The organism is Kribbella sp. NPDC050124 (assembly GCF_044460355.1).
Taxonomy (GTDB): Bacteria; Actinomycetota; Actinomycetes; order Propionibacteriales; family Kribbellaceae; genus Kribbella.
Genome location: NZ_JBITJU010000003.1, coordinates 155,872 through 171,153 on the forward strand (window position 1 = coordinate 155,872; position 15,282 = coordinate 171,153).

The following is a 15,282-nucleotide window of genomic DNA, read 5'->3' on the forward strand; positions in this document are numbered from 1 at the left end:
GCCCACGGTTGAGCTACTTGTTGGGCATCTTGTCGTAGGCGGTTTGCTGGATTTCGAGGTAGCGCTTCAGGCCGAGGCCGTCCAGGCCCTTCACGTAGGCGTCCCACTCGCTGTCGAGGTTCTTCGACCCGGTGATGAACTGCAGGGCGTTCTGCTGGACGTAGTTCTCGAGGTTCGTCTGCAAGGTGGCGACCTCGCTGCCCAGCGCCGGGTCGATCCACACCTTCCAGTAGGGGTAGATCAGCGCCTTGTCCTCCTTGCCCTCGTAGAGCTTGGTGGCCTCGAACAACCGCCGCTCGTACCCGGCCGGGCTGTAGATGTCGGTCGCGATCGCCTCGGAGTTCCGGAACTTCTCGGTGTTGTTGTACTGCGCCATCGCTCCCCACCCGGAGTTCGGCGGCGTCGCGCCGGACGGCTGCGGGATCTGCTTGAACACCGGCTTCAGCGACTTGTCGAGCGCGACGTCCGCGGGCTGCGGCTTCGTCCAGGTCTTGCCCTCGCTGCCGAACTGCCCGTTGATCTGCCCCTCGTCGGTGAAGATGTAGTCGAGCAGCTTGATCGCCTGGATCTGCTCCTCCGGCGTCGCCTTGTTCGTCAGGACGAACGTCGCACCCGGCGCACTCGGGAAGTTGTACCCGGTGAAGTTCGCACCGCCCGGTCCGGTCAGCGGCGGCACGGCGTCGTACTGCTTCTGGCGACCGTCGGGCAGGTTGCTGACCGCGATGCCCAGGTGCAGCACGGCGGCCGAGCCGAGGAGCGGCGCCTTGCCACCGTCACCCTGCTGCTGCAGCGCGTCCGGGTTCTGGGTGAAGGCGCCCTTGTCGATCAGGCCCTCCTTGTAGAGCGAGTTCAGGTACTTGAGTCCCTCCCGCCAGCCGTCCTTGTTGGCCTGCAGGTCGACCTTGCCGTCCTTCAGCACCAGGGTGGAGTTGTTATTGCCGCTGGTGCCCTGCGGGTCGTAGATGAAGGCGTTCATGAAGTACGGGATCAGCGCGTCGCGCACACTGGCGCTGAGCGGGATCTCGTCGGCCTTCCCATTGCCGTTCGGGTCCTGGGTCTTGAACGCGCGCAGCACCTTGACCATGTCCTCGGTGGTCTTCGGCTGCTCGAGCCCGAGCTTCTTCAGCCAGGTGGTGTTCATCCACAGCTTGCCCTGGTACGAGCAGTGGTAGCAGTCCACCCACTGCGGCATGCCGTAGATCTTCCCGTCCGGCGCGGTCGCCATCGCCTTCCACTCCGGCTCCGCGTCGAGGGCCTTCTTGATATTCGGCGCGTACTGGTCGATCAGCTGGTTCAGCGGGACGAGCACGCCTTGGCTGCCCAGCTTGAGCAGCTCGGCCGGGGTGAACTGGTCGACCCACGGGATCAGCATGTACAGGTCCGGGTAGTCGCCGCTGGCCAGCGAGATCTGCCGCTTCTCCTTGGCCGGCCCGCCGTCGAACGTGGTGGTCTGCCACTTGAAGGTGAGGTTGAACTTCTCGTTCATCTTCTTGGTGAACTCGTTCGTGGCCAGGTTGCTCTCGGCGCTCTGCGGCGCGAACACGTCGAGCGTCACGGCCGGATTGCCCGTCACCGTGGGCAGCGGCTTGCTCTCGTCCGCGGTCGACCCGGATCCGCTGCAGGCGGCCAGGGCGAGCGCCAGCACGCTGAGCCCGGCGACCGCCGCGGTCTTGGTTCTCCTGAGCTGAGTTGTCATTGTTGTCCCTCACAGGGGTAGAGATGGTGCGAAGGATCAGCCCTTGACGGCGCCGATCATGATTCCCTTGGTGAAGTAGCGCGCGACGAACGGGTAGATGAGCAGGACCGGCACGCTCGCGACCACGATCAGCGAGTACTTGAGCAGATCGGCCAGTTGCTGCCGCTGCAGGACGACGGAGGCATCGATTGCGCCGCCGCTGTAGGTGTTGAGGATCAGGATGTTGCGCAGCACGAGCTGCAGCGGGAACAGGTCCGGATTCTTGAGGTAGATCAGCGCGTCGAAGTACGAGTTCCACTGCATGATCGCGTACATCAGCGCGACGACGGCGATCATCGGCTTGGCCAGCGGAATCACCACCGACCAGAGGAACCGCAGGTCGCCGCAACCGTCGAGCTGCGCGGCCTCGGCCAGTTCGTCCGGGATCACGGTGCGGAAGTAGGTCCGCGCGATGATCACCTGCCAGACCCCGATGGCCTGCGGGACGATCAGTGCCCACCGGGTGTCCAGCAACCCGACCTGCTGGACCACCAGGTACGTCGGGATCAGCCCCCCGGTGAACAGCATGGTGAACAGGATCAGGCTCATCACGACGTTCCGGCCGACCAGGGTACGGCGCGACATCGGATAGGCGATCGCGATCGTCATCACGACGCTGACGACCGTGCCGACCACGGTGTAGAACAACGAGTTCAGGTAGCCCTGGACGACCTGCGGGTTCTCGAACACCGCGCGGTACCCGCGCAGTGAGAACTCCACCGGCCAGAACAGCACCCGGCCCGACGACACCGCTTCGGGGCTGCTGAACGAGCTCGCCACGATGTACAGCAGCGGCAGCACCACGACGGCGAAGAACACCGTCAGCAGCAGGTAGACGCAGAACATGAACATCCGGTCGGTGCGCGACTCGCGGATCTGGCGTTCGCGCGCCGCCCGGCGCTCGGTCCGCTTGCTCGCCACCGTCGTCGTTCCCGCGCTCATGACCACAGTCCGTTTCCGGTGATGCGCTTGGCAGCCATGTTGACCCCCAGCAGCAGCACCAGGTTGATGACGGAGTTGAACAGACCGACGGCGGTCGCCAGGCTGAAGTCGGCGTTCAGCAGACCGGTCTTGTACACGTAGGTGGCGATGATCTCGGACTCGCTGAGGTTCAGCGGGTTCTGCAGCAGGAACGCCTTCTCGAAGCCGATCGCCATGATGTTGCCGACAGCAAGTACCAGGATGATCACCGCGGTCGGCATGATGCCGGGCAGGTCCACGTGCCGGATTCGCTGCAGCCGGGTGGCCCCGTCGATCTTCGCCGACTCGTGCAGCGCCGGGTCGACCCCGGCCAGCGCCGCGAGATAGATCACGGCCGAGTACCCGGTGGTCTGCCAGACGTCGGACCAGACGTAGATGTGCCGGAAGTAGTCGGGGTTGCCGAGGAAGTCCACCGCCGGCACACCGAAGAACCCGAGTCCCTCGTTGACGATGCCCAGCCGCGGTGACAGCACCAGGATCGTCATCGAGACGACCACCACGGTGGAGATGAAGTACGGCGCGTACGTCACCAGCTGGACCGTCTTCTTGAACAACCCCATGCGGATCTCGTTCAGCGCCAGCGCGAGGACGATCGCGAGCGGGAAGCTGGCGGCCACCGTGTAGACGGACAGCAGGAAGGTGTTCTTGAGCAGCGTCCAGAACACCGGGTTGGCGAAGAACATCTCGAAGTTGCGCCAGCCGATCCACTGGCTGCCCCAGATGCCGGCCACCACGTTGTAGTTCTTGAACGCCAGCACGGCGTTGGACATCGGGATGTACTTGAACACCACGAACCAGATCAGCGGCACGACCATCAACAGGTACAGCGTCCAGTGCCGTCGAAGGCTGCGGCGCAGGCCCTTGAACCCCGGGCGCTCCCGGCGCCGTCGCCGGGGCCGGGGTGGTGTCTCACCGGCCGGTGGCCGGACGGTTGTCAGCGTTGCCATGTCATCTCCTCGTCCGGGCCGGCGATCACGTCGAACTCACGCGCTGAGCGATTCCGGCGCGCAGACTGACCGGTGTCCGGCTGTCGCCGTGACGGACGACCCGCGCCTGGTCGCGATCGGCGGTCAGGACCGCTTCGACGCCTTGCGGCGTCCACGCGATGTCGACCGTGACCCCGCCACGCGTTCTGAGGCCCGTGACCCGTCCGGCCGGCCACTCCGCGGGCAGGGCGGGAAGTAGCTCGATGTCGCCGGTGTGGCTTTGCAGGAGCATCTCCGCGATTCCCGCCGTGACACCGAAGTTGCCGTCGATCTGGAACGGCGGGTGGGCGCAGAACAGGTTCGGGTACACGCCGGCGCCGCTGCCGACGTGTCCCGTGGCCTGGTCGTTCGCCGGCCGGAGGAAGGCCCGGACCAGGCGATGCGCCGCCGCCTCGTCCCGAAGCCGGGCCCGGAGGCAGACCTTCCACGCCAGTGACCACCCCGTTGCCTCGTCACCCCGAAGATCGAGCGAACGTGCCGCTGCCGCGGCGAGGTCAGGCGTGCTGTCCGGCGTGATCGCGTCCGCAGGATGCAGGCCGGTCAGGTGCGACATGTGGCGGTGGTGGGGATCTTCCTCCCGGAGGTCCGCGGCCCACTCCTGCAACTGGCCGCGGGCGCCGATCCGTGGATCGGGGATTCGCTTGCGGGCGGTCGAAAGGTCGGCGACGAGCGGGTCCACGACGTCGAGCAGTTCGGCCGCCTGCTCGACGCGCAGGAACAGATCCGAGATGAGCGCGAGGTCCATGGTCGACGACTCGGTGACCGAGGCGGGGCGCCCGTCGTCCGCGATGTAGTCGTTCTCCGGCGACGTCGACGGCGCAGTACCGAGACTGCCGTCCGGCAGCTCGACCAGCCAGTCGAGGCAGAACACCGCCGCGCTCCGGAGCACCGGCCAGGACTCACCGAGGAACGACAGGTCCTCGGTGAACTCGTAGTGGTCCCACAGATGACGGGCGAGCCACGCACCGGCGAGCGGCCAGTTCGACCACCGCGGGTCGCCTTCGACGGGCAGGGTCCAGCACCACGCGTCGGCGTTGTGGTGCGCGGTCCACCCACCGCAGCCGTACCGTTCACGGGCAGTGCTCTGTCCGGCCTGGGCGAGCTGATCGATAAACCTGAGCAGGGGTTCGTGGCACTCGGAGAGGTTGGTGGTCTCGGCCGGCCAATAGTTCATCTCGGTGTTGATGTTGACCGTGAAGTTCGAGCTCCACGGCGGCCGCAGGATGTCGTTCCAGATCCCCTGCAGATTGGTCGGCAGTCCACCCGGCCGCGAGCTCGCGACCATCAGGTAGCGGCCGTAGTTGAAGATCAGCGCGGACAGGGCCGGGTCCTCGACGTCGACCGCCCGCGCGACCCGGACATCAGTCGGCAGCTCGGACTGCTCCGCCGGCCCGGCCAGCTCCAGCGACGCCCGCCGGTACAGTCGCCGGTGGTCTTGCTTGTGGTCGGCCAGCAGTTGTCCGTACTCGCGATCGAGGGCCGCGCGCACGATCTCGTCCGCGGCGGACCAGCACTCCTCCGCGGTCCGGGTGGGTACGGCGAACGGACCGTCGTACCCCGTCGCGGACGACAGGATCAGCGTGATCTCAGTTGCGTTGTCGACGGTCAGCTCGGAGTCGGTGGACCTGATGTCGCCATCGCTCGTGGCACGTAGCGCGACAGCGGCTGCCATGCCCCGATCCGCCCCGTCGGAGTATCGGACCGGCTGCGGCACGTCGCGATGTGGTGGGGCCACGTCGGCCGGAGCCTGCAGCAACAGTCCGAGTCCGTTCTCGACCGCGCGGGGGCTCGACCGCAGCTGAGACGTCAGCCTGCACTCGAGCCGCAGTACCGGCTCGGAGGCAGTCATTCGCTGAACCAGTACGCCGTCCGGCGCGCTGACGAAGGTCTGCTGACGAACAGCCACTCCCCCGATCTCGTACTCCGACGTGGCGATCGCCGCGTCGAGATCGAGCTCCCGCCGGTACCGGGTCACGCCGCCGGCGGCCGGCGTGACCCCATCGATGCGCGACTCGAGCACGAGGTCGCCCAGCGGCAGGTACGCCTGCGAGTAGCCGGAGTGAAAACCGCCGGCCAACTCATGCGCCCTGCGGATGTCCCCCGCCTCGAGCGCCGCACGCAGAGCCTGCACAGCCTCGGCACCGGTAGCGCCGAGCGGGGTGGACAGCGCGCGAGCGGTCTCCGGACCGCCTGACCACAACGTCTCGTCGTTGAGGCCGATCCGATCGCTGCCGACACCACCGAAGCACATCGCCCCGAGCCGGCCGTTGCCGAGCGGCAGCGCCTCCAGCCAGGTTTCCGCGGGCCGGTCGTAGTACAGCCGCTGCGGACCGGAGCTCACCAGGTTGCCAATCACCACAGTCCTCCGTCGAACTGACGAGTACGTATTAGTCCCATGATTTTTCGGGATCGTAGCGTCGGATCCGCGTGTGGTCCATACTGAACAGCATCAAAGCCGGAGAAAGATCCCATCTATTGCTGAACGTGAGGGCCCGCCATGCCACGCATCACCTCGGTGGAGGTCATCGACGTCCGCTTCCCGACCTCGCTGACCCAGGACGGGTCCGACGCGATGAACCAGGACGGCGACTACTCGGCGGCGTACGTCGTCCTGCACACGGACGAACCGGATCTCGCCGGGTACGGCTTCACCTTCACGATCGGGCGCGGCAACGACCTGTGCGCGGCCGCCGCGGCCCAGCGTGGCGAACCGCTGGTCGGCCGCGATGTCGACGTCCTCTGCGGTGACCTCGGCGCGATCTACCGGGAGCTGCAGTCCGACAGCCAACTGCGCTGGCTCGGCCCGGACAAGGGGGTCATCCATCTGGCGCTGGCCGCGGTGATGAACGCACTGTGGGACCTGGCCGCCCGACGGGCCGGCGTACCGCTGTGGCGGCTGCTCTCCGACATGTCACCCGAGCAACTCGTCGCGGCCGCCGACCTGCGGTACCTGACCGACGCGCTGACCCCGGAGCAGGCCGTCACCCTGCTGACCCGGCAAGAAGCGGGCCGCAAGCAGCGAATCGCGGAGCTCGAGGTGTCCGGCTACCCGTGCTACACCACCTCCGCCGGATGGCTCGGGTACTCCGACGCCAAGCTGCGCAGGCTCTGCGAGGAAGCCGTTGCCTCAGGCTACAAACACGTCAAGCTCAAGGTCGGCGCCGACCTGGCCGACGACGTCCGGCGCTGCGGCATCGCTCGCGAGGTGCTCGGGCCGGACGGTCACCTGATGATCGACGCGAACCAGGTCTGGGACGTCCCCGAGGCCATCGAATGGGTGAAGGCGCTGGCCGAGTTCGACCCGCTGTGGATCGAGGAGCCGACCAGCCCCGACGACATCCTCGGTCACGCCGCGATCCGCAAGGCGGTGGCGCCCATCGGCGTCGCCACCGGCGAGCACGGGATGAACCGGGTGCTGTTCAAGCAGATGTTCCAGGCCGGCGCCATCGACTACTGCCAGCTCGACGCGGCCCGGCTCGGCAGCGTCAACGAAGTACTCGCGGTCTACCTGCTCGCCGCCTGGTTCGACGTGCCGGTCTGTCCGCACGCCGGTGGAGTCGGACTGTGCGAGCTCGTCCAGCACCTCGCGATCTTCGACTACGTGGCCGTCTCGGGCAGTCTCGACGGCCGGGTGACGGAGTACGTCGACCATCTGCACGAGCACTTCGTCGACCCCTGCGTGATCCGCGACGGGGCGTACGTCCTGCCGAGCGCACCCGGTTACAGTGCCGAGATGCACAGGGAGTCTTTCCAGACCTACCGGTTCCCGGACGGCGCCTACTGGGCCTCCCGCGCGGAAGCGGATCCACTGCCATGACCCCCGCGAAGACGGCCGCGCAGTCTCGCACTCCCGGCGTGTCGCAGACCGACGTCGTGGTGCAGACCATCCGGCAGATGATCATCGAGGGCCGGCTTCGGCCGGGTGACCGGCTGCCGATCGAGAAAGACCTCGCGGCCGCGTTCGGCGTCTCGAGGAACCCGCTGCGCGAGGGCGTCCGGGCGCTGTCGATGATGGGCGTCCTGGAGACGCGGCAAGGTGACGGCACCTACGTCACCAACCTGGATCCGTCGATGCTGCTGGTTCCGATGGGGTTCGTCGTCGACCTGCACGACGGCAGCGGAACACCGCACCTGCACGCGGTACGCCGGATCCTCGAGACCGAGGCCGCCGCCGTGGCAGCGCAACAGATCGACTCGGCGGCCCTGGACGCCGCGGCCGAGTTGCTGCGCCACAACGAGGCCGAGCTGGCCCACGCGGAACCCAACCACGAGAGCGTCATCGAGAACGACATCGCGTTCCATCGCATCATCGCGCAGGCCTCCGGCAACCCCGTCCTGGCCGCGCTGATCGATGCGCTGGGTGGACGAACGATGCGTGACCGGCTGCGCCGCTCCATCACCCAGCCCGGCGCCGACGAGACCGCCCATCGGGAGCATCTCGCCATCCTCGCCGCGCTCACCGCCCACCAGCCGGACCGGGCCCGGATTCAGATGGCCGCACACCTGTTCACCGTCGAGGACTACCTCCTCGAACGGAGCACGGCGAACCCGACCGAGAACGAGTCTCCCGAATGAATCGGCTGCACTGGAGCACCCCTGAGCTGACCCTCAGCTTCGCTCTCGACGGCGGTCCCGTCCGGCTGGTCGACGTACGGAGCACCTCGCAACCGGCCGGCGGGCGACCGGAACCCAGCCAGCCGTTGGTCGAGATCGCCGCCGTCGGGTACGGACCTTCACCCAGCAGCAGCCGGCAGGTCGACACCATTCTCGGGCAGCAGTTGCGCTACGTCCGGCACGAGGAGACGCCGACGACGCTGCGCATCGTCCAAGAGGAGCCCACGACCGGGCTGCGCGTCACCAGTGTCTTCGCGGCCCTGGCCGGCGTCCGCGCCTGGTCCGAAGTCTCGATGAACGGCCCGGGGGCCCTCGACATCACCTTTGTGTCGTCCCTGGTCGTCGGCCTCGCGTCGATCGACGCCGATCTGTACTCGGCCGCCAGCAGTTGGATGGCGGAGAACCGGTGGTCGTCCCGGTCGCTGCGCGCCGAAGCACTCGCGCAGATCGTCCGCGATCCGCATCACCACGTCGCCAGGAGCCGGTACGCCGTGACCAGCACCGACTCCTGGTCCAGCGGGGAGCGGCTGCCTGTCGGCGTCCTCCTCGATCGAAGTACGCCGTACGCCGTCGGGTGGCAGATCGAGCACAACGGACCATGGCACTACGAGATCGGCGAGACCCGGTGCGGCGGCTACCTGCTCCTGAGCGGACCCACCGACCAGCATCACCAATGGAGCGTGGAAGTCACCGCTGACAAGCCGTTCACGACGGTGCCGGTGTCGCTCGTCGCCGGAACCGACCTGGACGGCGCGTTCGCCGCACTCACCCGGCAACGCCGTGCGATCCGGAACCGGCGCCCGATCGACGACCGGCTGCCAGTGGTCTACAACGACTTCATGAACACCCTGGTCGGCGATCCGACGACCGCGAAGCTGCTCCCACTGATCGATGCGGCCGCGGAGGTCGGCGCCGACTACTTCTGCATCGACGCCGGCTGGTACGGCGACCGCGACTGGTGGACCACCGTCGGGGCCTGGCAGCCGTCGACGACCCGCTTCCCGAACGGGCTCGCCGAGGTGATCGACCGGATCCGCTCGCACGGCATGGTTCCCGGCCTCTGGCTCGAACCCGAGGTGATCGGCGTCAATTCGCCGGTCGCACGGGAACTCCCCGACGACGCCTTCCTCACGCGCCGCGGCCACCGGGTCGCCGCGTCCGGGCGCTACCTGCTCGACCTGCGCAGCCCGGCCGCCCGCAAGCACCTCGACGACACCGTCGACCGGCTGGTCGGCGAGTTCGGCGTCGGCTTCTTCAAGTTCGACAACAACACCATGACGGGTCCCGGCAGCGATGCCGGGGGTACGTCGGTAGGACACGGACTGCTCGAGCACAACCGGGCGCTGCTCAGCTGGCTGGACGCGGTACAGGAACGGCATCCTTCGCTACTGATCGAGAACTGCGCCTCCGGTGCGATGCGGATGGACTACGCCCTGCTGTCCCGCCTCCACCTGCAGTCGACCTCGGACCAGGAACATCCGTTGCTCTACGCATCGATCACCGCGGCGGCCCCGGCCGCCGTACTCCCGGAGCAGGCCGGCCACTGGGCCTACCCGATCAGTGGCAGCACCCACGAGGAGTTCGTCTTCGCCCTGGTGAACGGCATCCCCGGTCGCCTCTACCTGTCCGGCCACCTCAACCGCATGTCGCCCGCCGAGCTCGACCTCGTCCGGTCCGCGCTCGCCGCTCACCGCGTCCTGCTCGACGATCTCGACACACTCGTCCCAGCCTGGCCGCTCGGCCTCCCGGCCTGGACCGACGAGTGGCTGGCCTTGTCCCTGAACGGACCCGACGTCTCCTACCTGGCGCTCTGGCACCGCGCGCCCGGCCCCGCCACCATTACGCTCCCCATCCCCAGATCCACCATCACCCCGCACTTCCCGACCGGCGCCACCGGCTGGACCTACAGCTGGACCGACGACAACTCGCTCACCATCACGACCGACCTCCCGGAGCCCTCCGCCCGCATCCTGTGCCTGACCGCGACGCCGAACCACTAACCTTCGCGCATGCGGAGATTGACGTGGGTTGGTGTCGGGTGCTTGGTGCTGGCGTTCGTGGTCAGCGGGTTCTTCGGTGTGCAGCTGATGCGCAACATCCCGGGCGCGCCGTCGCCGATCGGTGACGGTCCGGTCCGGCTCGACGGTGACGGGCTGACGATCTTCGCGGCGGAGCGCGGCGCCGGCCAGACCTGTACGGCGACCGACGGGAGCGGTACGGCGATCCCGCTGAAGGAGCCGTCCCGCTCGGAGCAGTTCGACGACGCGAGTGGCGTGTACTACGTGGTCGCGCACTCGGTGGACACGGTCCCGGCGCAGACCGTCGCGGTCGTGTGCACCAACGAGAGCGCCACCTACTTCGTGGGCCGCCGGCATACCGCCGAGGTCTTCCTCGGACCGGCGCTGGCCGCCCTGGGGTCGTTCGTCCTGTTCGGTGCCCTCGGCACCGTCCTGATCGTGGTCGGACAGCGGAAGCGGGTTGTGTGACGGCTGGCGTGCTCTAACCCGCCAGCCGGCACAAAACCCGCTGCAGCGGTGCTGGTCAGCCCGCCTGGCGGAGGTGGGCGACGCCGGTCACGGAGATCCTGACAGACCTCGGTCTGGAGTCGCCGCGCTGAGATGAGCCAGTACGGCGAGGACGCGGCGATGACCGTCCTCGGACTCGGGCAACGTGAGCTTGGTGAACACGTGCCGGACATGCGCTTCGACCGTACGTTCGCTGAGGAACAGCCGGCGCGCGATCGCGCTGTTCGTGAGACCTTCGGCCATCAGCTCGAGCACCTCCCGTTCGCGATCGGTCAACGCGGCCAGCGGATCGCTGTCCCCACGCTGCGCCAGCAGACCGGCGACGACCTGCGGATCCAGCGCCGACCCACCCCGCGCGACCCGCTCGGCCGCGGCCAGGAACTCCCCCACATCGAGCACGCGATCCTTCAGCAGGTAACCGAATCCGCCCAACGACACGAGCCCCACGACATGCGTCGTCTCGATGTGCTGTGACAGCAGCAGCACACCCACCTCGGGGTGCGCCCGCTTCACCGCCTCGGCCGCCCGCGCTCCCTCGTCGCTGAACGTCGGCGGCATTCGGATGTCCGCGACCACGAGATCGGGCTGGTACGACGCCACCACCGCAAGCAGCCCGTCCGCGTCGCCCAGCGTCGCCACCACCTCGTGACCGCCGTCCACGAAGAGCATCTTGAGCCCTTCGCGCAACAGCACCTGGTCCTCCGCGATCACGATCCGCATGGCAGCTCCGCGATGAGCGTGGTACCGCGGCCCGGTTCGCTGTCGATGCGGAAGATCCCGCCGAGGGCCGCGACCCGATCGGCGAGACCGGTGAGACCCGTGCTGTTGCCGGCGAACGCACCGCCGACGCCGTCGTCGGTTACCGTCACGAGCAGGCTGTGGTCCGCACGCCGCGCGGCGAGACCGACCTGCGTGGCGTTCGCATGCTTGACCGCGTTGGTGAGGCCCTCGCAACAGATGAAGTACGCCGCTGCCTCGACGCCCGACTCGAACCGCTCGTCCGGTACATCGACCGACACCGGCAACGGAGCCCTTCGCGCGAGGTCGTGGAACGCGGGAGCCAGACCTGCATCGAGCTGGGTCGGCGGGAGACCACGGGCGAGTTCGCGAAGCTCCCCGATCGCGACGGTCACCTCAGCGACCGCGCGATCGAGGGTTTCACCGGCGGCCGTCGGCGCCGAGCCCAGTTGGTGCTGGGCGTGCCGGAGCGCGAGCCCGATCGACACCAGCCGCTGCTGGGCTCCGTCGTGCAGATCGCGTTCGATCCGGCGGCGCTCGGCGTGGCCGGCGGCAACGATCCGGGCCCGGGACGCCTTGACCTCGTTCAGCTGCAGCCGCAGTTCCGCGCGCAGCCGGGCGATCTCGACCGCGAGACCGCCGTCCTCGACGACCCGCCGAAGCAGCTCCGGGCTGAGCTCGGCCGTGCTGTTGTGCAGGACGACCCCGATCGGCTGGTCACCGCGTTCGATCGCAATCCGGTGCCGGTCGTCGGCCGTCCGGGTGGTCCCCGCGAGGTCGACGTACCGCTGGCTCTCGGGCAGGAAGACGAGCAGCTCGAGGCCGGGGTCGGCGAGGATCTCGCGGAGGACGGTCTGCACCTCCTCGGGCGTACGGCGGCCGGACCGGACGTCGTCGAGGAAGCGGGCCATCCGGTGCAGGGCGTCGTACCGGGACCGGTTGAAGCGGCGGTCGACGGCGTCCTGGACGCGGCTGCGGAGGGGGCGGAACAGCATCGCGCACACCACGGTCGCCGCGGCGGTGGCCCACGCCGAGCCGCGGCCGAACAAGGTGCCGAGGGCAATGATCAGGACGAGGTAGGCCGCGCCGAGCAGCACCGTCAGCGCGGCGTACGCGACCGTGCGGCTGATGAACAGGTCGATGTCGTAGAGCCGGTAGCGCAGGATCGCGGCACAGGCCGCGAGCGGCAGACCGACCAGCACGACGGCGGCGATCAGCTCGGCGTACGGCGTGACGTACCAGAGCGCGAAGCTCAGCGGGAGCCCCACTCCGGCGATCGATGCGGCGAGCGCGAACCACTTCAGCTGCTGGCGTTCCAGGCCGCCGGCACGACGGAACCGGACGATCAAGGAGACCGCACTGGCGACCAGCGCGAGGAGGAACAACGGCATCCCGACGGCGAACAGCACCTCGGTCGGCAGCCACTCGACCACCCACGGGTTGTGTCCGCCGAGGTAGTCGCGGTCGCGATCCCGGCTCAGCCCCCAACCGGCCATCGCGAGCAGCATGCCGGCCGCACCGATCCACGGCACCGCTCGCCAGCGCGGGCTCGGCAGCCGTCCGGTCGGGAAGAGCAGGAAGGTCAGGATCCAGCCGAAGCCGTTCACCAGCCAGCTCACCCAGCCGATCCACTCGGCGATCGGGCCGCCGGGCCAGCCCTCGGCGGCCGCCCTGAGGCCGTAGCCTTCGGCCAGGTCTCCGGACACGGCGTTGAGCAGGCCGAAACCGCAGAACAGCCAGCCGATCGGGTTCTCCGGACGGCGGTGCGCGATCAGGGCGCCGGCCCCGACGGTGGCCAGGGTGAAGGCGGCGTACACGAGGGTGTCGTAGGCCGGTTCGAGACGCCACGAGAGCACGACTGCCGCGATCTCCGCGATCACCGTCGCTCCGAACAGCACCGCCGGGACCGGCCACCGGCGCCTCCCACCCACGCCACCATCGTGGCAGCGCCAGGCGGTGCCGCCAACAGTGCTGACACTTACGTGATCGTCGTACTGGTGCCGATGCGGGGCGTGCCCGGCGATTCCTACCGTCGAAGAAACCTTCGAGAGGGGTGGGGAAATGAACGACATTCGCAAGCTCGCCGCCGTCGGAATGATCGGTGCGGCGGTGACAGCCGTGTCCGGTGCCTTCGTCGCGGCAGTGGTCCAGCCGGCATCCGACGTCTCCGACCAGATGTGGAGCTATCCGTGGAGCAGCGACCTGCTGGTCCCGATCTCCAGCGTGTACGCCGTCGTCCATCTGCTGGTCTTCGTCGGCATGCTCGGCTTCGCCCGGTCGGTCCGCGGCCGCGCGGCTCGGGTCGGCAGCCTCCTGGCCCTGGTGGGCACGTTCGTCTTCTTCGTCGCCGAGCTCGCGACGATCCCGTTCGCCGACCAGCGGATGGACGACACCGGCCCGAAGATCGTCGGCACCGCCTTCGGCCTCGGTATCGCTCTCACCGCCGCCGGGCTGATCACCGCCGGGATCTCAGTACTGCGTTCCAGCGACTGGCAAGGGTGGCGCCGCTACACCCCGCTCGGCGCCGGCCTCTGGTCCTTGGTGATGATCGGCATCAGCGCGACCGGCGCACTGGCCGCAGGCGTGGCCGTCTACGGCGCCAGCCTCTTCCTCCTCTACCTGGCCGCCTACACCCAGCCGACCGGTCCGTCCGTCGAGAGCCCCGCCCGGCTCCGGGCGAGGATCGATCACTGATCGGCGCGGGCGGCGGCGATCTCGTAGAGGAAGCTGTTGACGGGGGTGGGGACACCGGCGCGGTCGCCCAGGCGGACGACCGCGCCGGTCCATGCCTCGAGCTCGTTCGGACGGCCCGCGAGGATGTCGCGCTGGAGGGAGGTGGTCCCGCCCGCGGGCAGGTTGTCGATCCACGCCAGGGTGTTCGGTACGACGTCCGCCGGCAACTTGATCCCGAGCGCCAACGCGACATCGCGGATCTCGGTGGTCGCCTCGGTCAGCAGTCGCCGGGTCCCGGGGCGGGAGCGGAGTACGCCGTACCCGGCGCCGGTCGCCGTACCCAGGCCGCCGCCGGGGACGACGGACAGGAACTTGGTCCACAGGGCGGCCCAGATGTCGTCCGGGATCCGCGCGAGCAGCCCTGCATCCGTGAAGGCGGTCTCCAGCCACTCTGTCCGCGGCGTGCGCTGGTTGTCCCACTCGGCGAAAGTCAGGCGGCCGGGCCCACCGAGATGCCGGATGATCCCGGGGCTCTCGACGTACGCGATCACTTCCGCGGCTCCGGGCAGCACCCGCTCCTGCCCGTACACCGCCGCTACCTGATCCGGCGCCTCGACGCCGTTCTGCACGGTCACGGCGGCCGTCTCAGGACCGACCAGCGGCTCGATCGCGACGATCGCATCAGCCAGCTGCCACGTCTTCACGCACACCAGCACGTAGTCGACCACGCCGATCTCGCCGGCCTCCGCAGTGACCTGCACCGGCGCGAGATCGAAGTCGCCGGCCACACACCGCACCGCCAGCCCGTCAGCCCGCAGCGCGTCGAGGTGCTTGCCCCGCGCAACAAACTTCACGTCGTACCCGGCCTGCGCCAGGCGGCCCCCGAAGTACCCGCCGACCCCACCCGCACCCACCACCGCGACCGTCGTCATGACCCCACTCCCGTTACCGGCTCAGCTGGTAACAGCGATGGTAAACGCCTGCAACAGCCCTTCGAGCGGATCTACCGCGATGGATTGAAGACTTCCGT

General features: G+C 68.5%; 12 protein-coding genes. 5 read left to right on the forward strand and 7 right to left on the reverse strand.

The features are described from left to right. Nucleotides 1–13 precede the first annotated feature (13 nt). Genes ACIBL3_RS10440 through ACIBL3_RS10455 form a run of 4 tightly spaced genes read right to left on the reverse strand, consistent with a single transcriptional unit; the run spans nt 14 to nt 6,058 of the window. Nucleotides 14–1,696: an ABC transporter substrate-binding protein gene (locus tag ACIBL3_RS10440; protein ID WP_396353002.1), complete on the reverse strand. Its 1,683-nt coding sequence runs from the start codon at nt 1,694–1,696 to the stop codon at nt 14–16. Between the two features lie 36 nt (nt 1,697–1,732). Continuing rightward, nucleotides 1,733–2,677, reverse strand: coding sequence for a carbohydrate ABC transporter permease (locus ACIBL3_RS10445; RefSeq protein WP_396353003.1), 945 nt, complete (start codon nt 2,675–2,677; stop codon nt 1,733–1,735). Next, entirely contained in the window at nt 2,674–3,663 is a 990-nt protein-coding gene (locus ACIBL3_RS10450) for an ABC transporter permease (protein WP_396353004.1), read from the reverse strand. The genes ACIBL3_RS10445 and ACIBL3_RS10450 overlap by 4 nt, the downstream gene beginning before the upstream one ends. A 25-nt stretch (nt 3,664–3,688) precedes the next feature. Beyond that, nucleotides 3,689–6,058, reverse strand: coding sequence for a glycosyl hydrolase family 95 catalytic domain-containing protein (locus ACIBL3_RS10455; RefSeq protein ID WP_396353005.1), 2,370 nt, complete (start codon nt 6,056–6,058; stop codon nt 3,689–3,691). Nucleotides 6,059–6,199: 141 nt separating this feature from the next. On the opposite strand from ACIBL3_RS10455, the gene ACIBL3_RS10460 reads away from it, so the two are divergent. Genes ACIBL3_RS10460 through ACIBL3_RS10475 form a run of 4 tightly spaced genes read left to right on the forward strand, consistent with a single transcriptional unit; the run spans nt 6,200 to nt 10,802 of the window. After that, nucleotides 6,200–7,519 carry an L-fuconate dehydratase gene (locus tag ACIBL3_RS10460; protein ID WP_396353006.1) on the forward strand — a complete coding sequence of 440 codons (1,320 nt, stop codon included), beginning with the start codon at nt 6,200–6,202 and terminating at the stop codon, nt 7,517–7,519. Beyond that, entirely contained in the window at nt 7,516–8,277 is a 762-nt protein-coding gene (locus ACIBL3_RS10465) for a FadR/GntR family transcriptional regulator (protein ID WP_396353007.1), read from the forward strand. Before ACIBL3_RS10460 ends, ACIBL3_RS10465 begins: the two co-directional genes overlap by 4 nt. Next, nucleotides 8,274–10,316 carry a glycoside hydrolase family 36 protein gene (locus ACIBL3_RS10470; RefSeq protein ID WP_396353008.1) on the forward strand — a complete coding sequence of 681 codons (2,043 nt, stop codon included), beginning with the start codon at nt 8,274–8,276 and terminating at the stop codon, nt 10,314–10,316. The genes ACIBL3_RS10465 and ACIBL3_RS10470 overlap by 4 nt, the downstream gene beginning before the upstream one ends. Nucleotides 10,317–10,325: 9 nt before the next feature. Then, nucleotides 10,326–10,802: a hypothetical protein gene (locus tag ACIBL3_RS10475; protein WP_396353009.1), complete on the forward strand. Its 477-nt coding sequence runs from the start codon at nt 10,326–10,328 to the stop codon at nt 10,800–10,802. An 87-nt stretch (nt 10,803–10,889) separates the two neighbouring features. Here ACIBL3_RS10475 and ACIBL3_RS10480 read toward each other — a convergent pair whose 3' ends face one another. Further along, a complete protein-coding gene (locus ACIBL3_RS10480) occupies nt 10,890–11,561 on the reverse strand; it encodes a LuxR C-terminal-related transcriptional regulator (protein WP_396353010.1) in 672 nt (223 codons plus the stop codon). Then, nucleotides 11,549–13,510: a histidine kinase gene (locus ACIBL3_RS10485; RefSeq protein WP_396353011.1), complete on the reverse strand. Its 1,962-nt coding sequence runs from the start codon at nt 13,508–13,510 to the stop codon at nt 11,549–11,551. The genes ACIBL3_RS10480 and ACIBL3_RS10485 overlap by 13 nt, the downstream gene beginning before the upstream one ends. 130 nt (nt 13,511–13,640) lie before the next feature. Between ACIBL3_RS10485 and ACIBL3_RS10490 the strand changes: the two genes are divergently transcribed. Then, the gene (locus ACIBL3_RS10490; RefSeq protein WP_396353012.1) at nt 13,641–14,273 is read left to right on the forward strand and encodes a hypothetical protein; all 633 of its coding nucleotides are present in this window, start codon (nt 13,641–13,643) and stop codon (nt 14,271–14,273) included. On the opposite strand, the gene ACIBL3_RS10495 is transcribed toward ACIBL3_RS10490, so the two are convergent. Next, nucleotides 14,267–15,184 carry a 2-dehydropantoate 2-reductase gene (locus ACIBL3_RS10495; protein WP_396353013.1) on the reverse strand — a complete coding sequence of 306 codons (918 nt, stop codon included), beginning with the start codon at nt 15,182–15,184 and terminating at the stop codon, nt 14,267–14,269. The genes ACIBL3_RS10490 and ACIBL3_RS10495 overlap by 7 nt on opposite strands. Nucleotides 15,185–15,282 lie beyond the last annotated feature (98 nt).